The sequence below is a fragment of the Paenibacillus sp. BR1-192 genome, from assembly GCF_029542445.1.
Lineage (GTDB): Bacteria > Bacillota > Bacilli > Paenibacillales > Paenibacillaceae > Paenibacillus_AQ > Paenibacillus_AQ lautus_A.
In genome coordinates, this window is sequence record NZ_CP120718.1 from 644,825 (window position 1) to 666,361 (window position 21,537).

The window sequence follows — 21,537 nt, forward strand, 5'->3', positions numbered from 1 at the left end:
TGAGAAAGGCAGAGGGGAGGTGGTCTTTAAGAGGTCTCCAGGCCGGCTGCAGGCTGCTGCTGCGCTTCAGCTTTGAGCCTTAAATAACGAATAAACAGCTCGACGAGCTCCGGATCGAACTGCGTGCCCGAGCAGCGGAGCAGCTCTTCAATTCCTTCCTCGAAGGTTTTCGTTTTCTGGTAAGGGCGTTCGGTCGTCATCGCGTCGAAGGAATCGATAATGGTCAGCATCCGGCACAGCTTGGGGATTTGGCTGCCCTTGAAGCCGTGAGGATAGCCGCCGCCGTCATACCGTTCATGATGCAGTTCGATGTAAGGAACCAGTTCCTTGAACTTCTCGTTCGTTTCCGCGATGCGCTTGCCCCAGCTGACATGCCGTTTGACGGTTTCCCATTCGCCGGCTGTCAGCTTGTCCCGTTTGTTCAAGATTCCCCAAGGAATCTCCAGCTTGCCGATATCGTGAATGAGCGCCCCAAGCACAAAATTGCGGCGCTCCACGCTGTCAAGTCCAAGCACTTCACTGATGTCCATGGCGTAGCGGAAGACCCGTTTGGAGTGCTTGAACGTATCCACGTCTTTATACAGGAACAGCTTCAGCTGCTGCTCGATGTCGCGGACGTCCTCCGCAAAGTCGATCTCGGATTCCTTTTCGGCGCCGCTTCCATATACATGCACGTTGTTTTTGCCCTGCTTCTTGGCATAATACAGCGCTTGGTCTGCAAGCTCGACAAGCTGCGACTTGTCATGAATATCAATCCGGTACGAGGCAACGCCGGCAGAGAAGGAGAGACAGCCGGACGGAAAAATCTCGACGCCGTCGAAATAGGTATCGTTCAGCTTTTTGCGGAGCCTGTTAATGAAGGAACGTGCCCTATGGTCATCATAACCCGGCATCAGGATCGTGAATTCCTCGCCGCCGAAGCGGGAGGCCACCACCTCGGCCATTTCGGATTCCACCTTGAGGTAATTGCCGAGAAATCCGAGCAGCATGTCGCCTTTCAGGTGTCCGAATTGATCATTGTATTTTTTGAAATCATCGATATCGATCATGGCCAGCGACAACGGCGTTTCATTGGTTTTGGCCTTCTTGATTTCGTCTTCCAGCAAATTTTCGAAATAGCTGTGATTGTATAATCCGGTTCGTTGATCCTTGATAGCTTTCTCTTGTACCTGTTTATACATCGTGAAGAGCTGCTTGAAGGAATAGGACAGCATCACGCTGAGACCTATAAACAGGGTCAGCCCGAAAACGCCGTTATGTACGATGAGTATGGAGAGAACCAGCGAAAGAATGAGCGTGCTGAGGTAAACAAGCAGTGTATCTTTCATGAAGGTTTTCAAAATATCATATAACGATCCCTTGTATAACAGGTAATAGTAGAAGCCGACAAGGAATACGTTGATAACAAAATAAACAACCAACGCTGCAACATACGCACCAAATTGATCATTGTGAATAGGGCCTGCTTGTCCGCCCGCCATTTTGAAAATGAAGGAGGACCCGACAATCATCACGGTATACACGGAGAAATTAACAAAATGCTTCCAGAAGGGGATTTTTCTGTCGTAAAGCGCCATGGCAAGGGAGACGAACAGGATGACGGACAGCGCAAACGGTGCTCCATAGATAAAGATGCATGCCAGGTAAACAGAGGAATCCATGGACTGTAAATTACCCTCTGGCGGCAGCTGGAAGGTGAAGTAGTTTAAGATAAGGGCGGCGCCTAACATCGCATAGACCCATACCCACTGGGAAGGAGTATATTGGAAGATTTCCCCTTGATGCACCAGCAGGAAGGTGGAACAGCCCAGAAGAGAAAGAAAAACAAAATACAGCTGTCCCGCAAAGCCTTGAGAGAACCTAGGACGCTTAAATATGGACATAAATGATTTCTCCTCAATAAAATCAATGGTGTATTCTCCACATTTTAAGGTATATTGCGATGCAAAACAACGAAAAAGATGTAAAAAAACAGGCTGAATTTTCCAGCCTGTTTCTTATGGAAGTCGATTATCCGAATCTGTAACCGGAAGTCAGAGCGACAACAACAGAAGCAACGATGATGGCATTCAATACGATGCGGGAATACTTGATTTTATCAGTTTTCTTCACAGTTCTCCCTCCTTTCCAGGTGGTATGATGTATGATCAATTTTGTGGTTCAACACGTTCATTGGTATCGGATTTCGGTCCTAATGCTTGCACGTTGGCGGTATTCTTCCCCACGGTCATCAGGTTGAAAATGTAGAGAAAGATGCCGACGTTCATGATGATATCTCCGATACTGATCACCTGTGTTCTTGGATACGGCGGGGATAACGGTATAATGTCACCCAGGAACGGAAGGCGGGTAGAAGCGTCCATCAGATAATGCTTGGTGATAACGGTGCTGTTGCTCAGCATGTCCACGTAATAAGGATCCAGAACGGAAGCGGCGCTCATCGATACGGGCATTCTGCCGCCGTTAACCGCCATGACGAGGAAATTGAGAAAGACGCCTGCCAAGATGCTGCCAAAGCCTTTCTGGTCCCGGTTCATCCAAAGGAAGATCATGCCGGCGACGTAGATGAACATAAACACGTAGCTGCTTGCGGATGCCAGCCAGTCGGAATTCGCTTGAAAACGGAATATGAGCAGCTGTACGATCAGGAGAATTGGGAAGATGAGGCCGCCCTTCAGGCGGATCTTGCTGAATTGCTGCAGTCCGTGACGGAAACCGCCGCGTATCAGTCCGACAATTAACCCTAGTATAATGCCGTCAAATACCATGATAGAGTTCCTACTTTCATAGTTCGTTATCTCTGTAATAAGATAGTTCGACAGCGAATTGGTAATTCCTGCAACAATAATCAAAATTTATGGAAAAATTTCGGAGGGGAGTAAAAAGCTTGTCCCATCCTGTATAAATCTTATGATTCATGTACATTATAACAGATCAAAAGGATAAATCTTCCTACTTTTTTCGTGTTTCTGTTGCAGAAAGGAGCAAATTCGCCAACTTTACATACCTACGGGGGGTATAGTAAAGTGATAATGTACGACATTTTACGATAGGAGGGCGACAGCATGAAACAAGTGACATTGACGGTGGAAGGCATGTCCTGCAATCATTGCGTAAACTCGGTGGAAGGCGCGCTGAAGAGTGCGGGAGCTTCTGGCAAAGTCGATCTTGCATCCAACACGGTGGCCGTCGAATACGACGAAACCAAAGTCAGCCTTGACGCATTGAAGGAAGCGATTGAAGAGCAGGGCTACGATATCGTGTCTTAACGACAGATTTCCTGCCATATTCCCTAGCCGCGAACTTTGGCTGAAATAAGAGCCGGCTGCTGAAGGCGATCGACAGCATGCCGGCTTTTTTGCGCTGCGGTCGCAGGCAATCAAGCTTGCACTGCCCAAGCCGAAGTTTCATAATAAATGGAGCGATTCTTAAGAGCCTAAGGAGTGATACCCGATGAATGACACGATTTCACTGCTGATGAACCATCGATCGATTCGTAAATATTCGGATCGGCCCGTGTCCGAGGAACAGCTGAGGGCTGTCGTGGCAGCAGGCCAGATGGCATCGACCTCAAGCAACGTCCAGGCATACAGCGTGATTGCCGTGACCTCACCAGAGAAAAAGCAGCGGTTGGCCGCTTTGGCGGGCAATCAGGCGTATATCGTGGAATGCCCGGTATTTCTGGTATGGTGCGCGGACCTGTATCGTTTGAAAAAAAGCGCAGAGGCGCATGTGGCGGATCAAGAGACGTACGAAGATTCGACCGAGAATTTCATCGTGGCCACGGTGGATGCCGCTTTGGCTGCGCAGAATGCCGCGATCGCGGCGGAATCGCTCGGTCTTGGCATTGTGTATATCGGCGGAGTCCGCAACTCCATTGCGGAGTTCTCCGAGGCATTGGAGCTCCCGGATTTGGTTTATCCGGTATTCGGCATGTGCCTCGGGTACCCGGATCAGGAGCCGGGGCTGCGTCCCCGGCTTCCGGTGGAGGCTGTCCTGCACCGTGACAGCTATGATCCGGCGGCCCTGGAAGAAGTGAAGAGCTACGACCGAATCTCTTCCGATTATTTGTCCAAACGCACCCATGGCAAGAACAGCGCTCCTTGGTCGGAGCTTATGGCCAAACGACTGGCGGAGCCGGTCAGGCTGCACATGAAGGACTTCCTGAAGGGGAAGGGGTTTATGGGGCGTTAGACACCAGTAGAGAGAGGAGCGGGTACGTCGCTCTCATAAAGCAATAGAGAGGGCTGGTACCGCTGCTCTCTTGGGAATACTCCAAAGGCTCGCTGTACATCGCGCGGACTGCTCCCTGTGCGCACGGTGCGTGGTTCGGGGCATGCTTGTACGGTCCAGCTCTAGGAACTACGCTTGGTTGGGAAAGCCAGGCCTGGCTGGCGTGGGATCGGTGGCGCGGGTGACGAAGTGCTCTCTGTGCACATGGTGCGTGGTCGGGGGCGTGCTTGTACGGTCCAGCTCTAGGAACTACGCTTAGCCTATAAAGCCAAGCCCGGCTGGCGCCGGATCGGTGGCGTGGGCGACGCAGTGCACCGAAAGCTTGCCGTAGCTTCCAAGCCGCAAGCCGGAACGAGTTATGGACGGCAGCAGCAGTATCTAGCGGACCTCAGATCCGTTATTTTCATTATGGGCTCGTGTTTGCCGGCTCTATCGGACACGTGTTCCGTTAAGCAGCGTATAATCCGAAAAATGAGAGCCTAATTCGGTGAATAGCGGACCTCATGTCCGCCAATATTCGAAAAATGGCGTTTTTGATCAAAATAAGGTCCGCTGAGTCCGCTAATGTGCAGCTATTTTGTACATCGTGCTCCCTGTGAACACGATGCGTGGTTCGGGGCATGCTTGGATCGCTGGTCGGCGCTAAGCCTGAACGTAAGTCACGACACAGGAAGTGTGCAGCAATAGGGCGACGCTTGAGCGCAAGTACAACACAGAAGGCGTAACGCAATAAGGCGACGGTTGAACGTAAGTCACAACACGCTAAGCGTGGCCGCAATGTACGACTCCTGAACGTAAGCACAACACAGGAAGCGTGCCACAATGTACAACGCCTGAACGTAAGTCGCAACACGGGAAGCGTGGCGCAATGTACAACGCTGAACGTAAGTCGCAACACGCTAAGCGTGGCGCAATGTACAACGCCTGAACGTAAGTCGCAACACGGGAAACGTGGCGCAATGTACAACGCCTGAACGTAAGTCGCAACACAGGAAACGTGGCGCAATGTACGACGCCTGAACGTAAGTCGCAACACGGGAAGCGTGGCGCAACGTACAACGCTTGAGAGTAAGTCACAACACAGGAAGCGTGGCGCAACGTACGACGCTTGAACGTAAGTCATAACACATAATAGGGGCTGTCCCACAAGGTCATGAAGTACGGACCAAGGGACAGCCCCTTTTTCAGAGGGCTCTTTTTATACGAGATTAATTGATCAGGATGACATGCCGATTCATTTGCCGATTCCCTGCTGGCGGTATTGACCCGGGGTGATCCCTTCCAGCTTCTTGAACATGCGATTGAAGTAGGGAGGCTGATATCCTGCGGCCTCCGCGATTTCATGAATGCGAAGATCCGTGGTCAGCAGCAATTCTTTGCAGCGGTTCATGCGCACGGTCGTCAGATAGTCCATATAATTCGTGCCCGTCATCTGTTTAAACGCTTTGCTCAATTGGGATACGCTGACGCCGGCCTCCATGGCCATGGCATCCAGGGACAAGTCCTGCATCCCGTTCTGCTCGATTTGCTCCAGTACGTTTTCGACCAGCGATTTCATGGAGCTGTTGAAGTTCTTCGTCAGCTGATCGAGATAGGGCTCGATGATTTCTTTCTGGAACCAGTCCACGCAGGCCTTTGGATCGCGAAGCAGGGACAGCTGCTCCTGCAGGTTGGAGAAATCGTACACCTGATACGGATTTAAGCCGGCCTGCAGCATGGAGCGGTGAACGCTCGTGATTAAACGCATGAGCCCATGGTGGACATGCCACTCCGAGCCGCCCCCGGCTTGAAGCGCTGTGACGAAGCGGCTTAGGGATCGCAGCGCGTCCCCTGCAGCCCGAGGTTCAGGGTGTGTATGAAATCCTGCTCCAATTCCAGCGGAAAGTCGATCCAGTCGTTTTTCTGGGACAGCACCGTGTCCGCTTCCAGCAGCTGGCTGCCGGCATCGAAGGATCGGTAATGAAGCGCCCGCTTGGCCTGTTCCAGAATATGGGGAACATCGGTCCAGGTCGAGCTTGGCCCGCCCAGCACGATGGTTGCCGACATCCGCAGCGTATCGCGCAGGGCCCGCAGGATCTGGTCGCACAGCAGCCTCATCATACGTGTCTGTTCGTCGGCTTTAGGAGAGGCCGGAACGATCAGGATGACGCCAAAGGAGCCGTCGAAGAAATTGATGGGATGCATATAGGCGCTAACGTCCTCTGCCAGCTCTTGAATCACGTTCAAAGCGGCATAGGTGAGAAGATGCTGATCGTTCTCAGTAAGCGGCGTCCGATCCTCCCCGTGGGTATGCTGCTGGAGAACGATCGCCGAGAACTGTTTATTGGTTATGTCTAGCTCCATCTCTTGCAGCTTGAGCACATACTCGGACTCCGTCAGGTGGGCGGCTTGCCCGCTTAAGAATTGATTGATGTAAGCCTCCCTGATCGCGGGCAAGGATCGCTTCCATTGATTTTGAAGCGTGTCATGCGAGAACCGGTACTGCTTCCACTCGTGTTCAATATAATCGAGCTCGTTGTACCGCGATGTCTGCTTGGCCTGATCGCCTCCAATCATATGCAGCATTTTGCGAATAGGGCGATACATCCTCTTGGAGGCAAACCAGCTTGCGCCCAGGGATGCCGCGAGAGCAAAAGCAAAGCAGATCAGGATGATATGGGTATACGGCTTCGTCGGAGCGATGATCGTGGACTGCGGCGTGCCGGATACATAGGTCCAATTCCGCTGCATTTTTTCAAATTGGACGGTATTCACCAGCCACACATCCTGATCGACCGGAACCTTCATCCGCAGACGATTCGTACGCTTGGCATTCTCCGGAAGCTTCAGCTGTTCCTGGATCGCGCTCATCGCCTTCGGCATGCTGCGGCTCATGCCCGATTCCCCGATGATATGTCCTTGATCGTCGAGCAGGAACGATAGATTCTCGCTGTTGCGAATCACGTGCAGCTTCGACGGATCGATGTAGATGACGATCGCCCCGTAGGGCGTATGACCGTTGAAGGGGAGCCGCATGACGAGCGCGTGGGAAGATCTCCCCTTATTGAAAGGCCGCTCCAGGTCATGTACCCAGAACATGTCCGAATCTCCCTCCATGAGCCGGCCGAAGCCTAACGCATCCTGTTCCTGATCCAATGTCCGCAGCCCGAGATCGGGCTCCATGATTTTATTTTGCTTTTTGATGTAGAGATAGACCTGATCCACAAGGGGATCGGCATTTTCCACCAGGTTGAGCGTATTAAACAGCTCGTTCGTCTCCTCGATATTCGACACAAAGTCCATATCGGACAAGGAAGGCTTGAAATGGGGCTTCACCACCATATTGAGCGCGTAGTGGACGAGCTGGGTGAACTGCTCGTCCACTTGCCTCGCCGCGTCCACCAGGGCTTCCTCGTTCCGCTGCTGATATTGGTTGATCATATGCTGGTTCCCCACGTATAGGTAAACGGCCGTAATGGCCGAGATGGGGAGGCATGTCATCAACACGGCAAGCGCGATGCTTCTCCAATACATAACACCTTTGAAACCGGATTCAGGATTCTGTTGCCTCATAACACTAACCCCCTGTTGGCATAGACAAATCCAAGGCCTGATCGAAGAAAGCCGGGAAAATCATTAAATACTATCATAGCGAAAGAGGGGATTAGTTGAAAAGATCACATTTTCCTATTGATGCCGATGAACACGGCATTCCGGCACCAAGGAAAAAAAGTGCAATTCGAGGAAATGGATGATGCGAAACGCTTGGCAGGCAGGCATTTTTCCGTATTGTGCATCGAAGGGAGAGGCGAAAGGGCCGCGACGGAAAAAAAGTGGAATTGCAGGCAATTATGCAACCGTTTACATTAGGGATACGTTCCGCGAACGGTAGGTTTGAACGAGACGACAAGGCTGAAAGTGAGGGAGTATCGATGAAAGCACAAGAAACCGTTCAGTCGGCAAAAGGAAGCGGGAGCCCCCTATTCCCGCGAAATCCAAAACGAAGTGGGGGCGGATCCGGTCGGATGTAGCTCGCGACAAGTATTTATACATGCTGGCGTTGCCGGGTCTTATCTTTTTTATCATTTTCAAATATATTCCGATTACGAATCTCGTCATTGCTTTCCAGGAGTACTCGCCGTACTTCGGAGTGTTCGGAAGCCCTTGGGTAGGCTTCGAGCATTTCGCCCGGTTTTTCTCCAACGACGACTTCTGGATGCTGCTGCGCAATACGCTGGCGATTAGCTTCCTGAGCTTGATTTTCTTTTTCCCGGCGCCGATTATTTTAGCCTTGATGCTGAATGAAGTACGAAGCTCCTTCTATAAACGGACCATTCAATCGCTGGTGTATATCCCCCATTTTTTATCCTGGGTATTGATCTATGGGCTGACCTACCTCATGTTCTCGCAATCGGAGGGCTTGTTCAATAAGTGGCTCGTTACCATGGATTGGGGAACGGTCGATATTCTCTCCAATCCGAACTATTTCTGGGGCATGCTGACGGCACAATCCATCTGGAAGGAGGTCGGATGGGGGACCATCATCTTCCTCGCGGCCATCGCCGGAGTGGATCCGCAATTATACGAGGCAGCCGTCATGGATGGCGCAGGCCGTATGAGACGGATATGGCATATTACCCTGCCCGCGATGCGCAACGTGATCCTGATTCTGTTGATCCTCCGCCTGGGAACGATCATGGATACCGGATTCGAACAGATCTATCTGATGATGAATGCGCCCGTCACCAATGTAGCCGAAGTGTTCGATACCTATGTATACCGGGTGGGGATAAGGCAGGGAGAATTCAGCTACAGTACGGCCATCGGGTTGTTCAAATCGATCGTCGGCGTCATCCTGGTGGTCTCGGCCAACCGATTGGCGAGGCGATACGGTCAAGAAAGCCTGTACTAGAGGACGGGCGAAGACAAGGAGGAGTAAAGCATGCATGAGAAAGGATGGAAAACCGGGCTCTTCGGCTTCGTCAACAACGGCCTGCTGCTGATCATCGGTTTGGCAACGATATTTCCGATTTACTATACCGTTATTCTGTCATTTACCGATCCGGTGGAGTATTATCAACGAAGCTTGATATTATGGCCGCGGGATTGGACGCTGGATGCTTACAAGCATTTACTGTCCAACGGGTTGTTTGTCACCTCGATCTCCATAAGCGTGTTCCTGGCCACGGTCGGCACGATGCTCAGTCTGCTCGTTACCGGGGGGATGGCTTACGCGGTGTCCCGAAAACGGCTTCGGTTTCGCAAGGCGATCATGATTATGGTGTTAATCACCTTTCTCTTCACGCCGGGGCTGGTTCCGCTGTATCTGGTCGTCCGAAATGTGGGACTCATCGACAGCGTCTGGTCGCTGATCCTGCCGAGCTTGACGAGCGCGTGGTATGTGCTGCTCATGAAGGGATTCTTCGACAGCATTCCGGACAGTCTGGAGGAAGCCGCGATGATCGACGGCTCCAATGATATCGGCGTGTTCTGGCGAATCATTCTGCCGTTGTCGCTGCCGGCGCTGGTGGCTTTCGGATTGTTCTTCGCGGTCGGCTATTGGAATACGTACTTCAACGCGCTGATGTTTATTAATGACCAGAAGATGTGGCCGCTGCAAGTGCTGCTCCAAAATATGCTGGTGGATCCCACGACAATGGGATCGGGAAGCGGCGGGGGATTTGCCTTCCAGGTGAACCGTCCGGTTCCGACGGAAACGTTGAAAATGGCAGCGGTCGTCATTGCTACCGTTCCAATCATGTTAGTGTATCCATTCCTGCAGAAGCACTTCGCCAAAGGGGCGATGGTGGGTTCCGTCAAGGAATGATCCGATATACGGTTTTCTTTTTCCAACATGGTCAGTCAGGAAAGAGGTATCATAAACAGGGAGGTCTAATGATGAAAAAAATGGATGCAAAGCCGAGCAAGTCGTTTTTAAAAATGTCGGGGGTGCTGCTCTTAGCAAGTTCGCTCTTGCTTAGCGCATGCGGCAGCCGCGGCGGGAGTCCCTCGAGCGGCAGCGAGGGCGGGACAGACAGCAGTGAACCTACAAGCATCACGATACAGACCTTGAATTATGCCACCGAATTCATAGACAACACCAATCCGCTTTGGAAAGAGCTGGAGAAACGCACCAATACCAAGTTGAATATTACGTGGTTGTCCCCATCCACGGCCGAAGAGAAAATCAATGTCATGCTTGCGTCCGGCGACCTTCCGGAGGTTACTTTCGTGGAAACGATGCAGAACCCGCAGCTGCAGAAGATGCTGAAGCAGGGAGTCTTCTGGGATCTGACCCCTTTTCTCAAAGACTACCCCAATTTAAATCGCGAAGAGCTGAAGGAAATGTGGGAAATCACCAAGGTGGACGGCAAGAACATCGTGATTCCGCGTTACTACCCAAGCTATGGGGGCGGGGTGTTCCCGATGATCCGCAAGGATTGGCTGGATGCCCTTCAGCTGGAAACGCCAAAAACGCTGGATGAGTTCCATAACGTGTTAAAGGCTTTCAAGGAACAGGATCCGAATGGTAACGGACAGGCGGATGAGATTCCGTATGCCGCTAATCCGAGCGCGCTCGCGTATATTTATAATATCTTTAATGAAACGCAAGGGGGCTGGAAGCTCCAGCCGGATAACACCCTGTCTCCGATTATTACATCGGACGCGTCAAGGGAGGCCATGCTGTGGATCAAGCAGGCTTATGACGAGGGCCTGTTCCCCAAAGATTTTGCCATCATGAAGTTCTCCCAGGTGATGGATACGATGCGAAGCGCCAAGGCAGGGGTTGGCGGCATGTCCATGAACCATGCCTGGGTAACCGGCAAAGCCGTGAAGGACGTTGATCCCAAGGCGGATTTGATGCCGCTTGCTTACTTGGAGAATGCCAACGGGGTAAAGTATACGCCTTCAGGCTCCCCGTACTATGGCGTGTACCTCATTCCGAAGAAAGTGCCTGAGGCCAAGGTCAAGAAGATCCTCGAGTTCTTCGACTATGGCTACAGCCAAGAAGGAAACGAGATGCTGACCTACGGAATCGAAGGCGTCCATTACAATCTGGAGAACGGGAAGAAGGTCGCAACGCCGCAAGCCGTCACCGATAAGACGGGAGATGGAAATCTGAACAATATGATTCACCTCGTCAGCGACGATATGGCTATTAATGCGGTAGGGATGCCGGACGAGGTGTATGAACGAAACGTAGAGATCGTTACGGAGCGCAAGACGGTTAAGGTGCCGAATCCTTCAGGCGAGCTCTACTCCGAAGCCTATAACAAATACTATCCCGAGATTTCCAAGAAAGTAGAGGATATGCGGGTCATGGTCATTACCGGCAAGGAACCGGTTGAATCGTACGATAAATTGATCGAAACGATTAAAAGCGATCCGAAGATGAAGGAGATTACAGAGGAGATCTCGAAGGCGTATCAGGAGAAATTTGTGAAATAACCGAAATCCAAACCATAATGCGAGTGAGCTCGCATTGTGGTTTTCGTATTATTAGGTCAACCAGATTTCTGGTTGGCCTATTTTTGTAGGCATTATACGATGGTGGTAGCCGGGAGAACGAAGGTGGCTTAGGGACGCAGATCCCGTCAAAAAAACGGTTCTCTCACTACCGTCCAACGACTATGTTTGAGCTGGTAGAGGCTTTAGACCTCGCATCACAAGCGAAGCTATGGGGTTGGAGACCATGTGGGAATGCCGGTATCGAATCAAGGAGGTTATTATGCAGCCAGTAGTAGGAATAGACGTGGCCAAAGGGGTTAGCGTTATCCAGGCCTTTATCGGTCGCGAAAAACCCTTCGGGAGGATGGAGAAGCTTCATCATGGGCCGGAAGGTTTTGAACGGCTAGGGGAACTGTTAGGAACACTCAAACATAAAAGTGGCGTCGAGCCCGTTGTTGTCCTTGAGGCGACCGGACATTACCATCGAAGTCTGGTAGGGTATCTTAAACGTAGTGGATGGACTCATTACATCGTTAACCCTCTGCAAGCGAAACGATCGAAAGGTACGCAACTTCGCAAGGTGAAAACAGATGCAGCAGATGCATGGCATTTGGCTGAGATGTACTACCGAGGGGACGTTAAAGCGCATCGAGAGTGGGAGGAAACCTACACCGAGCTTCAACACTTAACGAGGCAACATGAGTTTGTAACCGCGATGTACGTACAGGCCAAGTTAAACAGCAGAGCTTTGCTTGAGCAGGTGTTTCCGGACTTCATCGGATTATTTCATAATCTGTATGCGACCACATCATTAAAAGTGCTAGAGCGATGTTTGGAGAACAAGGTCGAAGATGTGGGGGATCTGATCCTTGAATGTGTAGGTAAATCCCACTCCAAAGGATGGATTACGGAGAAAACAAAACGGTTGAAAGAACTCGTGTTGGGCTGGAAAACACAAGAGAGGAGTCGATCCCAGAGCATAGCGTTGACTAGCATGGTCTCCCTGCTGTTGGAATTCGATAAACAGTTAAATCATTTGGAAAAGCAGATGGAAGAACTGGCTGGGGAGTTGCCTGAAGTGGAATTGGTCAAAAGTATCCCGGGTGTAGGGAACAAACTTGCGGCAGCCATCGTGGCAGAGCTGGGCGATGCAAGCCAGTTCAAGGATGCGAAGCAACTTGTAGCCTACGCAGGATTAGATCCGGGGATTTACAGCTCAGGAAAATTCACGGCTACAAGCAACCGGATCACGAAACGAGGCTCAAAAAGACTACGGCGAGCACTCTATCTTGCCGTACAGTGCGGGATTCGCAGACGTGCAAACCGCAGGATCAGTGATTACTACGACAAAAAAAGAAAAGAGGGCAAGCCCTACAAGGTGGTCGTGATCGCTTGCGCCAACAAGCTTCTCCATCACATTTATGCCATCCTAAGTAAAAGCGAACCCTACAAAGCCTAAAAACCATATTTTCCCATAACCTTCACGCCACTGAAGGTTATTTGTGCTGTTTAGAAAAGTATATCAGTATTCTATTATTTAACCAAGTTATAATGCTTGACAAGTATTAGCTGGTTTTTTTGTTTCTTGGGACCTGTCCCTTTCGATTTTAGGCCCCTGATGTCTAACATCAAACATCCTATAATTTTACATTAAAGCATAAAATATTACATGAGGGGAGGACATAAAGTCATGAAAACGAAGGAAGGCATTAGGTTTGATATCGAGCAGGAAAGAAACAAGCTTCATAAAATGAAGCAGCGGTATCGTGATTTTAACCATCCTAAAGTCCTCAGGCAATCGATCGTGCTCGATGAACTGATTAACCAATATAACCGGTTCCTTAAAGAAAACAAACCGATTGCGTAAACAACCGGCTTGAATGGAACGGGAATTCTTTTTTTTATAGATCGTAAAGTCTAACCGCATTCTCGTAAAAAATCCTGCGAGCCTCGGAAACGGCCAGCCCGCGAAGCTCGGCCCATGCCGCCGCTGCGGAAGCCGTCATCTTAGGATGGGTCATCTGTCCGGTGAACGGGCCATCGAACGGCCAAGGGCCGTCGGTTTCGGTCATGACAAGATGCTCGGGATACATACGGGCAATATCGCGAATTTCATCCTCATAAAGAATGTCGGGCGTGAAGGAGATATAGCAGCCTTTATCCGCCATCCGCTGCAAGGTGTCACGGGAGCCTTTGAACCAATGGAAATGGGCGCGGGTGACGCCATATTTGTCGAGCAAATCACATGCGGTATCCGCATCTTCATATACAGCGTGCAGTATAACCGGTTTATGATGCCGCTTCGCAAATGCTATAAATTGCTCAAGCAGGCATTCGTAAGGGCGGTTATCCCACGGCCGACCCTCCGTTTCGGCTTCCAGCCTGGCATAATAGGGCAGGCCGACCTCTCCGACGGCAACCATGTCGTCGACATGATTAGCCATCCAATCCAGCAGTTCCTTGGTTTCTTCAGGGGAAGGGACGGGCTGTTCCGGATGATAACCGAATGCCGGCCGCACCAACGGTCCGTACTCCCTGGCCAGCTCCAGGTTTCGCTTGCTGGAAGCCAGGTTCATGGAAACGGAGATGATGGACTGAACTTCGCTTTTGCGGATATCCGCAAGAATCGTTTGCTGATCGGAGAAGGCATAAGAATCCAGATGAATATGGGTGTCCAGCAGAGGGAGATTCGTTTCCGTCTGCGTGAATGATTTCATCGTTACATCACCTCGCTTGTACGCCTCCGAGAAGCGCTCTTGAATAATGGATACAGGAGCTTAGGCATTTGTATCCTGCCTATGCGGCTCAACGCTTGTGCTGTTCTTCGCGCATGATGGCGGAGATTTCGGTTTTTAGCGCGATAAAGGACGGGTCGTTCAGGATGTCTTCCCTGCGCGGACGGGGAAAAGGGACCTTCACACGTTTCAGGATCGTTCCGGGCCGCGCCGACAGGATATAGATGCTGTCCGAGAGCAGCAGCGCTTCCTCGATATGATGGGTAATCATCAGCACCGAACGGCGCGTATCCTCCCAGATATCGAGCAGCCAGCGCTGCATATCGCCGCGTGTCAGCGCGTCGAGCGCGCTGAATGGTTCGTCCAGGCACATAACCTCCTGCGGACTCATCAGCGCGCGCAGAAAGGCGGCCCGCTGCTGCATCCCCCCTGAAAGGGTATGCGGATACGCCTTCTCGAAGCCGGCAAGCCCGGCCCGTTCCATCCAGCTGCGGGCATTTTCCCTGGCGGCGGTTTTCGAGGTGCCTCTCAGCTCCTCGGGAAGGAGCACGTTGTCCTCCACCGTACGCCAAGGGAAGAGGGCCGGCTGTTGAGGCATATAGGCGATGCGGCCTTTCTCTCCGGTCACGTCCTGACCGTCCATGAGTACGGAGCCCGCATCCGGAGCCGTTAACCCCCCGATGATATGGAAGAGCGTGCTCTTTCCGCTGCCTGAAGGACCGATCAAGGAGACGAATTCCCCGGGCTGCACCTGAAGCGAAAGGCCATCCAGCACGTGCACTTCGCTGCGCCGTTCGCGGAAGGTGATATGAAGGCTGCGAACCTCAAGGGCAGGCGCTGGCGGGACCGCGGTAGATGACCGGCGCTGCCCGTCATGATCCGGCAGGGATACTTGATATGTCATGTCGCTAAACAGCCTCCTTTTATATAGGTTGGAAAATGTCCGTTCACCGTGGTTCTAGCCTTTTCGATTCCAGCGGATCAGGCGCTTCTCCAGCAGGGTGATCAGCAGCACCATCAGCAGGCTGAGCAGGACGATGATCAGAATGGCAACAAACACCCGGTCCGTGCGGTAGCCGGATTTTTGCAGCATCATATAGTAGCCGATGCCCCGGTCCGAGCCGATCCATTCCCCGATCACCGCACCCATGACCGAATAGGTGGCCGCGATGCGGATCCCGGAGAAGATGGAGGGGAGCGCATGCGGCAGCTCCAGCTTGGTGAAGATCTGCCATGAAGTGGCTCCCGCCATCTGCATGTAATTCATCATGGTTCGGTCGGTACGCGCCAGTCCGTCCAGGGAGGCAACGGCTACGGGGAAGAAGCAGACCAGGGTAATCACGATAACCTTGGGCAGCATGCCGAAGCCGAACCAAATCATGAGGAGCGGGGCGAGAGCGATCGTCGGCACGTTCTGGCTAAGGATAAGAAGCGGATAGAGGGCTATTTTGAGAAAAGGCACCAGATGCAGGGCCAACGAGATGACAAGGCCGATCGCCGTACCGATCATAAATCCGACCAGGGTTAATTGCAGCGTGGCCAGCGTATGCTGAAAAAGGCCGGAGGCGCCGGTGGCGGCTTCATGCCCGATGGCCGTCGGCGCCGGCAAAATATACGGCTCTATATCGAATACCGATACCGCGGCCTGCCATACCGTCAAAAAGAAAAGGACCGCCGCAGCGGGCGGCCAAACGGTGCTCCACCAGCCTTTTCTCATGGACGGTATTTCTCAGTCAGCTTATCCATGCTGATGCCGCCCGGATGGTGCGCGATTTTGACCTGGGATATGACGCTGGGACTTCCCGCTTTCACCAGCGCCTCATGCATGCGCTCAACGATTTTCAGCAGCTCGGAAAGCTCTCCTTCCAAGGTGGTTTCGAGCGCATGGACCTCGTATTTCACGCCCGACTCCTGAATGACCCGAATCGCTTCATCCACATAAGGAATGCTGTCGCCTCCATCCGGCGTTCTGGGTATCACTTGTATGCTCAAGAGGGTGTTTGCCATCTAAACTCATCCTTTCATGCAAGCTATATTGTAATGGAAGAGAGGCAGCCTGCCGGACAGGCCGTCTCTCTTCCAAATTAAATGCATCCTATGGTTTCTCCGGTAAAAATTCATTGGTGAAGGCGCTGTCCGCATCAAGCTCCTTCTCGAGTAGCTTGCGTTCAAACATCCAGTCTGCATACCCCGACCATACTTCGGCTTTCTGCTCGCCCCAGCGGGCAGCATCATCCTGATAGCGGGGACTCAGCCATTTCTGGCTGGCAAGAACCAGCTCGGCATCCAGCTCGGGAACGGCCTTCGTCAGCAGGGCAGCCGCATCCTCAGGATGTTGAATCGCATAGTCGTATCCTTTTGAGGTCGCCCGCATGAATGCTTTGACAAGCTCCGGGTCCTCCTGGATCAGCTTCTCGTTCGTTACGATCACCGGCGTGTAATAGTCAAGCTGCTCGGAGTAGTCCTTCACATAGATCATGTCAAGCGGCTCGTTCCGGAGCTCGGCTTCGATACCGGTCCAGGCATAGAAGATCCAGGCAAAATCAATATCGCGTTTGACGGCCGTAAAATAATCGGCATCGCCCATGTTAACCATATTTACTTTGCTGACATCGGCACCGTCGATCTCCATGATGGATTTCATGACGGCTTCCTCAACAGGCGAGCCCCAGCCGCCGTAGGATTTCCCTTCAAAATCGCCAGCCTTGACGATCCCCTTGTCCTTGGGGGCGGCAAAGCCGGATGTATTATGCTGAATAATCGCCGCAATGGAGACAAGCGGCAGGCCTTGGGTTCTGGCAAGCGTGACGCCTTCCTGGTAGCTGATGCCAAACGGCACCTTGCCGGATGCGACCAGCGTATCCGTTCCGCCGGCCCCCGGCTGGACGATCTGGACGTTAAGCCCTTCTTCCTCATAATACCCGAGCTCCTTGGCTGCATACAGTCCGGTGTGGTTTGTGTTGGCCGACCAATCGAGCATCAGCTGTACGTCGCGGAGCTTTTCGGCCGCCTGGCCGTCTGCGCCTTCGGTACCTGTATTTTCGTTCTGTCCGCCTGTACCGCATCCCGCCGCAACCATCAGCAGGGCGCAAGCGAGAAGCAGCGCCATCCATTTTCCCTTCTTCATTTTGTCTTCTCTCCTTTGAATTCTCTTTCTCTTTCTATGACCTCGTTAACTCCACAAAAAAAGCGCCCTGAATGATATCAGGACGCATGACGGCGTAAGTGTATACCACGGCAAATCATAGCTGCCGCAAACATGGACTTCCTACGCTGGCATTACCCAGATCAGGTGTAAGGGTCAGTATCATCGGATACACTCTCAGCCGGCCAATTTCCAGCTCCCCCGGGATTTATGAAGTTTCGGACGTTACATCCGTTATTATAGTCCTAACGCAAAGACCTGTCTAGTTCGGAAGGGGATGCGAACGAGGCAGGTCTTCGTATTGGACATGGCTTGTGCGGTTGGAAGAATGAACCCCGTTAACCATTCACGGGATGAAGCATTTTGATAGGATCCTGTTCGCCAGCGGTTAGCGCTGGAAGAACTCAATCCATTCTCCTTCGGGACCGTGGACGAAGAAATAGCGGTACCCGTTCGGAAGCGTTACGATTTCCTCGTCAAGATGAGGTACGGCCAGTCCCTGTACGCGCACATATTCCGCTTCGATGTTATCGGTGCTGACGGCGAAATGATGGACGGTGCCTTCTGCGGGAAGCGTGTCGCTGTAACCCTGGATAAGCTCGACTTCCGTTTCGTCGCTGCCGTTAAATCCGAGGAATGCCAGCTGGATGACGCCATTGGTATGGGTAAGGCGATCTTTCAGTTCAAGTCCGACGACGGTTGTGTAAAAAGCAATCGTGGCTTCAAGGTCCCGGACGACAATGCCGACATGATCCAATCGTTTCTGTGACAAGGCTAAACACCCTTTCCGATTCATATGAGATATGACTGAAATGTTATCATATAATTCCTATACGTCAAGTGGGTCTTGAGGACGGAAAGCTTTTGGAGCGCGATGGTTTAATAGAGTAGAATCGATGGTCTTTCTTTCATTTCCTCATCTTTACTTTTAGGTGGGTAAAAAGTATCATGAGAACTATAACTATTAATTCAAAAGACCTAACAAACAAGCATTGACAAGAAAGCTTGCCTTTTGGCCGAGGAGGAATGCTTATGAGTCCAACTCCAGCAGATCATCTGTGGATTCGACTCGCCATCATATATGCATTCATTCAGATAATGACCGTTCTGTGGATGCCTGATGCTTTATTGCTTCAGCGTGTTCTAGTCATTATGGCTTCCGCTGCCGCTTCCGTCTATTTACTACGGATCAGTCGGCATTACGAGCCGCATCTTCGAAGGTTTTGGCTTATCGCAAGTGCCGGGCTGATGGCGGATGCCTCGGCTCGAATCATCGATGCTTGTTATTTTTGGCTGGGGAAAGAGAGCGCTTCCCGTACAATTTTGACTCAATTATTCTGGGGATTCGAAATCATCCTGTTTGCAGGTGCCCTCATTTATTTGTTCCGGCACGTACAAGGTTCGTTTCGGGGAGTGCGGTTTATGCTGGATATCGTGATCGTTGGCATAACGGTCATGACGGTAGGCTGGGAATATTTCATCAAGCCCGAGCTTAACGGTTTGGCGAATGAAGCCTTATGGGGAAAGCTGTGGGTGGACATGCTGTACCCGCTGTGCGCAACGGTGCTTATTTTCTTCACCTTGGTGTTGTATTTTAACACAGGACAGTTAAGGAAACGGGCAGTCTTCCTGATATGCCTCGGCGGGAGCATGTACATTGCCGCCGATGTTCTGCATATGTATCTCGTCGATTATAAGGGTGTTGAAGTTCGTTCATACCTGTACCCACTGTATACGTTATCGGTATTCATCATTGGTTTGGCAGGAGGGCGGTCAGCTCCCGATGCCCGAAATCAATCGTTGGATGAGAGGGAGCCCCGTTCGTTCGGAAATCTGATCGTAAGATATCTGCTTCCCTACAGCGTGCTTGGCGGGATGTTTGTCCTTATGGTGCAGCGGTTCGGAGGGTGGAACGGGCTTTTTACCGGCTTATCCCTGTGCGTCATCCTGATTCTGATCAGGCAGATCCTGATCCAGTTCGAGAATGACCGCTTGTTTGACCGGCTGCATCAAAGCCTGATGCAGAGCGAGACCTTGGCGCATCGCGACGATCTTACGGGACTCTATAACCGCCGCTACTTTAACGCGAGGCTGTCGAGCTCGCTGCAGGAGGCGGACCGTGCGGGTTCCCGCGTAGGGCTTCTATATATGGATATGAACCGTTTTAAACGAGTGAATGACCGCTACGGCCATCGTGCCGGCGATTTGCTGATTCGCAAGGTCGCGACCCGTCTTCAAACCCTTGAATCCAAAGGCGTTCTGGTTTCCCGTTTAGGAGGGGACGAATTTACGGTAGTGATTCATCCGGCCGGCGAGGATCAGGAACTGATCTGGATGGCGGAAGAGATCTGGACGATGCTGAGCGAGCCGTATGAGCTGGAAGGGCATGAGGTCCGAACCACGCCGAGCATCGGCATCGCGGTCTATCCGGATCATGCCAGGAACGACCAAGAGCTGATCGGTCGCGCGGATGCAGCGATGTATGCGGCCAAAGAGCGAAACGCCCGCTGGCATTTCGATGTGGAACGAACGATGCTGCTGCAGCTGTTGGATCAAAAAGTCGAATAGACAAAAGATTCGGATATCGACAATGTGTTGTTAAGAGCAATATAAGTCGATTATTGTAGAATTTAGCGCAATCATTGCACGAATCTTGCGCATTTCTCGCAAAATAGGTCATAACTTCGATATAAAATCCATAAAATGCAAAGAAATCATATTCAAAATGCCGATAAGAAGCATAGTGAGAGCTAGCTTGCCAAGGAGGACGAACATGATTTGCGACAATTGCAGCACCTTTGAACCGATTGAGGACCAGGGGACCATTCATATGAAGCCTGCAAGTGGTGAGCTTATTCAATTGCTGGCAGTGAACGGCTACGCGGTACAAGAGAACAATGAGGGTTGTGCTGTGAACTACAAGGTACGAGCGGACCTGATCTCCATCATCGAGTGTCTGCAACCCCTTCCGCTGAAGATTCGTCAAGAGCTGTCCTTCTGTGTTACCCGTGGAGGAGCTCCGCAAATCCGGCATTCGTGGATCCCTATGCAGAAGTTCGAACTGCAGATGGAGCATTATGATATGGTGAATGTCATTTTACATAAGCAGTTTACGAGCTACATGCAGCCCATCGTGGATCCAAACGAGCAGATCGTGGCCTATGAATTTCTCCTTCGACCGGTAGAGTGGGGACTCCGGTTCCAGCCGTACGAGCTGTTTGAGACAGCCCGAAAAACCGGACTGCATTCATTCCTGGACCAGGCGGCACGCACCAGTGCGATTGAGACCAGTGCCGAGTGGCTTCCGATCGGCGTGAAGCGGTTCGTGAATTTCCTGCCGTCCTCGATATACGATGCGCAGATGTGCCTGAGCCACACCTTCAATACGATCGACAGGCTCCATCTGGATCCGAGGGATTTCGTATTCGAGGTGGTGGAAACCGAGAAAATCGACGATGTGAAGCATTTGCAGTCGATATTCGAGGTATATCGAAGCCACGGCATCTCGGTTGCCATGGATGACGTCGGCGCAGGTTATTCCACATTGGAGCAGATGATTAAGCTTAAGCCGGATTATGTGAAGATCGACCGGAGTCTTATCGACCATTGCGATCGAAATCCCGCCCAGCAGAAGCAGCTCGAAATGATCACGAACATGGCTCATGATTTCGGGGCCATGGTGCTTGCAGAAGGCATCGAGAGACGGGAGGAGTTTCATTTTTGCCGAGATATCGGGATCGAGCTTTCGCAGGGGTATTTGTTTGGGAAGCCAGCCGAGCGCCCTCCGCGTGATCCTCATACTCAACTGATCTATTCATAACATACATAATCGGCATTTCCCCCGCACGGAGGCGCAAAGCGATGGCATTTATCTGATCCCGGCTTATGGCTGAAGCCGAACCTGCAGATGATGCCTGACATGGACGAAGACGGGTTCTTCAAGAATGAGCCATGATGTAGAGGAGCCCGTTTTCTGTAAAAACAAGAGCCCTGGAA

19 protein-coding genes and 1 riboswitch are annotated in these 21,537 nt (G+C 51.7%); of the genes, 9 read left to right on the top strand and 10 right to left on the bottom strand.

What is annotated here, in order from left to right; genetic code table 11:
- Positions 1-26 precede the first annotated feature (26 nt).
- On the bottom strand, positions 27-1,883 hold the full coding sequence (locus P0X86_RS02820) for a bifunctional diguanylate cyclase/phosphohydrolase (RefSeq protein WP_277747734.1): 1,857 nt from the start codon (positions 1,881-1,883) through the stop codon (positions 27-29).
- A 264-nt stretch (positions 1,884-2,147) separates the two neighbouring features.
- A complete protein-coding gene (locus P0X86_RS02825) occupies positions 2,148-2,768 on the bottom strand; it encodes a DUF5317 domain-containing protein (protein WP_009594161.1) in 621 nt (206 codons plus the stop codon).
- 297 nt (positions 2,769-3,065) lie between these two features.
- Here P0X86_RS02825 and P0X86_RS02830 point away from each other — a divergent pair, with 297 nt between their 5' ends.
- Both P0X86_RS02830 and nfsA read left to right on the top strand, forming a co-directional pair.
- A complete protein-coding gene (locus tag P0X86_RS02830) occupies positions 3,066-3,269 on the top strand; it encodes a cation transporter (RefSeq protein WP_009594149.1) in 204 nt (67 codons plus the stop codon).
- A gap of 184 nt (positions 3,270-3,453) precedes the next feature.
- On the top strand, positions 3,454-4,194 hold the full coding sequence (gene nfsA, locus P0X86_RS02835; protein WP_036664685.1) for an oxygen-insensitive NADPH nitroreductase: 741 nt from the start codon (positions 3,454-3,456) through the stop codon (positions 4,192-4,194).
- A 1,273-nt stretch (positions 4,195-5,467) separates the two neighbouring features.
- Here the strand turns inward: nfsA and P0X86_RS02840 are convergent.
- Positions 5,468-5,980 carry a helix-turn-helix domain-containing protein gene (locus P0X86_RS02840; protein ID WP_277747735.1) on the bottom strand — a complete coding sequence of 171 codons (513 nt, stop codon included), beginning with the start codon at positions 5,978-5,980 and terminating at the stop codon, positions 5,468-5,470.
- A 62-nt stretch (positions 5,981-6,042) separates the two neighbouring features.
- Complete coding sequence (locus tag P0X86_RS02845; protein ID WP_277747736.1) at positions 6,043-7,785, bottom strand: PDC sensor domain-containing protein; 1,743 nt, start codon at positions 7,783-7,785, stop codon at positions 6,043-6,045.
- 409 nt (positions 7,786-8,194) lie between these two features.
- On the opposite strand from P0X86_RS02845, the gene P0X86_RS02850 reads away from it, so the two are divergent.
- The 5 genes from P0X86_RS02850 (at position 8,195) to P0X86_RS02870 (ending at position 13,528) form a co-directional block, all read left to right on the top strand.
- On the top strand, positions 8,195-9,124 hold the full coding sequence (locus P0X86_RS02850) for an ABC transporter permease (protein ID WP_277748986.1): 930 nt from the start codon (positions 8,195-8,197) through the stop codon (positions 9,122-9,124).
- A gap of 30 nt (positions 9,125-9,154) precedes the next feature.
- The gene (locus tag P0X86_RS02855) at positions 9,155-10,039 is read left to right on the top strand and encodes a carbohydrate ABC transporter permease (protein ID WP_009594160.1); all 885 of its coding nucleotides are present in this window, start codon (positions 9,155-9,157) and stop codon (positions 10,037-10,039) included.
- 71 nt (positions 10,040-10,110) lie between these two features.
- Complete coding sequence (locus P0X86_RS02860) at positions 10,111-11,661, top strand: extracellular solute-binding protein (RefSeq protein ID WP_374705893.1); 1,551 nt, start codon at positions 10,111-10,113, stop codon at positions 11,659-11,661.
- A gap of 280 nt (positions 11,662-11,941) precedes the next feature.
- Positions 11,942-13,120 carry an IS110 family RNA-guided transposase gene (locus P0X86_RS02865; RefSeq protein ID WP_277745938.1) on the top strand — a complete coding sequence of 393 codons (1,179 nt, stop codon included), beginning with the start codon at positions 11,942-11,944 and terminating at the stop codon, positions 13,118-13,120.
- 231 nt (positions 13,121-13,351) lie between these two features.
- Positions 13,352-13,528, top strand: coding sequence for an aspartyl-phosphate phosphatase Spo0E family protein (locus P0X86_RS02870; RefSeq protein ID WP_009594144.1), 177 nt, complete (start codon positions 13,352-13,354; stop codon positions 13,526-13,528).
- Positions 13,529-13,562: 34 nt separating this feature from the next.
- On the opposite strand, the gene P0X86_RS02875 is transcribed toward P0X86_RS02870, so the two are convergent.
- The 6 genes from P0X86_RS02875 to P0X86_RS02900 all read right to left on the bottom strand — a co-directional run bounded on the left by P0X86_RS02875 (position 13,563) and on the right by P0X86_RS02900 (position 18,313).
- Positions 13,563-14,378 (bottom strand): TatD family hydrolase, encoded by an 816-nt coding sequence (locus tag P0X86_RS02875; RefSeq protein WP_277747737.1) that lies wholly within the window; start codon positions 14,376-14,378, stop codon positions 13,563-13,565.
- A gap of 88 nt (positions 14,379-14,466) precedes the next feature.
- Complete coding sequence (locus tag P0X86_RS02880; RefSeq protein ID WP_213580107.1) at positions 14,467-15,300, bottom strand: ABC transporter ATP-binding protein; 834 nt, start codon at positions 15,298-15,300, stop codon at positions 14,467-14,469.
- A gap of 54 nt (positions 15,301-15,354) precedes the next feature.
- Positions 15,355-16,113, bottom strand: a complete 759-nt coding sequence (locus P0X86_RS02885; RefSeq protein WP_277747738.1) for an ABC transporter permease — start codon at positions 16,111-16,113, stop codon at positions 15,355-15,357.
- A complete protein-coding gene (locus tag P0X86_RS02890; protein ID WP_009594139.1) occupies positions 16,110-16,403 on the bottom strand; it encodes an MTH1187 family thiamine-binding protein in 294 nt (97 codons plus the stop codon). Before P0X86_RS02890 ends, P0X86_RS02885 begins: the two co-directional genes overlap by 4 nt.
- Positions 16,404-16,491: 88 nt before the next feature.
- Positions 16,492-17,523 carry an ABC transporter substrate-binding protein gene (locus P0X86_RS02895; protein ID WP_012818800.1) on the bottom strand — a complete coding sequence of 344 codons (1,032 nt, stop codon included), beginning with the start codon at positions 17,521-17,523 and terminating at the stop codon, positions 16,492-16,494.
- Positions 17,524-17,644: 121 nt separating this feature from the next.
- A riboswitch (TPP riboswitch) is annotated at positions 17,645-17,754 on the bottom strand.
- Between the two features lie 175 nt (positions 17,755-17,929).
- On the bottom strand, positions 17,930-18,313 hold the full coding sequence (locus P0X86_RS02900) for a VOC family protein (protein ID WP_012818801.1): 384 nt from the start codon (positions 18,311-18,313) through the stop codon (positions 17,930-17,932).
- Positions 18,314-18,573: 260 nt separating this feature from the next.
- Here P0X86_RS02900 and P0X86_RS02905 point away from each other — a divergent pair, with 260 nt between their 5' ends.
- Positions 18,574-20,109 carry a GGDEF domain-containing protein gene (locus tag P0X86_RS02905; protein WP_277747739.1) on the top strand — a complete coding sequence of 512 codons (1,536 nt, stop codon included), beginning with the start codon at positions 18,574-18,576 and terminating at the stop codon, positions 20,107-20,109.
- Between the two features lie 205 nt (positions 20,110-20,314).
- Positions 20,315-21,361: an EAL domain-containing protein gene (locus tag P0X86_RS02910; protein ID WP_096774662.1), complete on the top strand. Its 1,047-nt coding sequence runs from the start codon at positions 20,315-20,317 to the stop codon at positions 21,359-21,361.
- The last annotated feature ends 176 nt before the right edge of the window (positions 21,362-21,537 follow it).

What these genes read in the sequence shown, in the direction of transcription:
- P0X86_RS02830 (WP_009594149.1), top strand. Translation starts at nt 3,066, where the DNA reads ATGAAACAAGTGACATTGACGGTGGAAGGCATGTCCTGCAATCATTGC.
- P0X86_RS02865 (WP_277745938.1), top strand. Translation starts at nt 11,942, where the DNA reads ATGCAGCCAGTAGTAGGAATAGACGTGGCCAAAGGGGTTAGCGTTATC.
- P0X86_RS02845 (WP_277747736.1), bottom strand. Translation starts at nt 7,785, where the DNA reads ATGAGGCAACAGAATCCTGAATCCGGTTTCAAAGGTGTTATGTATTGG.
- P0X86_RS02875 (WP_277747737.1), bottom strand. Translation starts at nt 14,378, where the DNA reads ATGAAATCATTCACGCAGACGGAAACGAATCTCCCTCTGCTGGACACC.
- P0X86_RS02840 (WP_277747735.1), bottom strand. Translation starts at nt 5,980, where the DNA reads ATGCGTTTAATCACGAGCGTTCACCGCTCCATGCTGCAGGCCGGCTTA.
- P0X86_RS02890 (WP_009594139.1), bottom strand. Translation starts at nt 16,403, where the DNA reads ATGGCAAACACCCTCTTGAGCATACAAGTGATACCCAGAACGCCGGAT.
- P0X86_RS02825 (WP_009594161.1), bottom strand. Translation starts at nt 2,768, where the DNA reads ATGGTATTTGACGGCATTATACTAGGGTTAATTGTCGGACTGATACGC.
- P0X86_RS02910 (WP_096774662.1), top strand. Translation starts at nt 20,315, where the DNA reads ATGATTTGCGACAATTGCAGCACCTTTGAACCGATTGAGGACCAGGGG.
- P0X86_RS02860 (WP_374705893.1), top strand. Translation starts at nt 10,111, where the DNA reads ATGAAAAAAATGGATGCAAAGCCGAGCAAGTCGTTTTTAAAAATGTCG.
- P0X86_RS02870 (WP_009594144.1), top strand. Translation starts at nt 13,352, where the DNA reads ATGAAAACGAAGGAAGGCATTAGGTTTGATATCGAGCAGGAAAGAAAC.
- P0X86_RS02820 (WP_277747734.1), bottom strand. Translation starts at nt 1,883, where the DNA reads ATGTCCATATTTAAGCGTCCTAGGTTCTCTCAAGGCTTTGCGGGACAG.
- nfsA (WP_036664685.1), top strand. Translation starts at nt 3,454, where the DNA reads ATGAATGACACGATTTCACTGCTGATGAACCATCGATCGATTCGTAAA.
- P0X86_RS02855 (WP_009594160.1), top strand. Translation starts at nt 9,155, where the DNA reads ATGCATGAGAAAGGATGGAAAACCGGGCTCTTCGGCTTCGTCAACAAC.
- P0X86_RS02885 (WP_277747738.1), bottom strand. Translation starts at nt 16,113, where the DNA reads ATGAGAAAAGGCTGGTGGAGCACCGTTTGGCCGCCCGCTGCGGCGGTC.
- P0X86_RS02895 (WP_012818800.1), bottom strand. Translation starts at nt 17,523, where the DNA reads ATGAAGAAGGGAAAATGGATGGCGCTGCTTCTCGCTTGCGCCCTGCTG.
- P0X86_RS02880 (WP_213580107.1), bottom strand. Translation starts at nt 15,300, where the DNA reads ATGACATATCAAGTATCCCTGCCGGATCATGACGGGCAGCGCCGGTCA.
- P0X86_RS02905 (WP_277747739.1), top strand. Translation starts at nt 18,574, where the DNA reads ATGAGTCCAACTCCAGCAGATCATCTGTGGATTCGACTCGCCATCATA.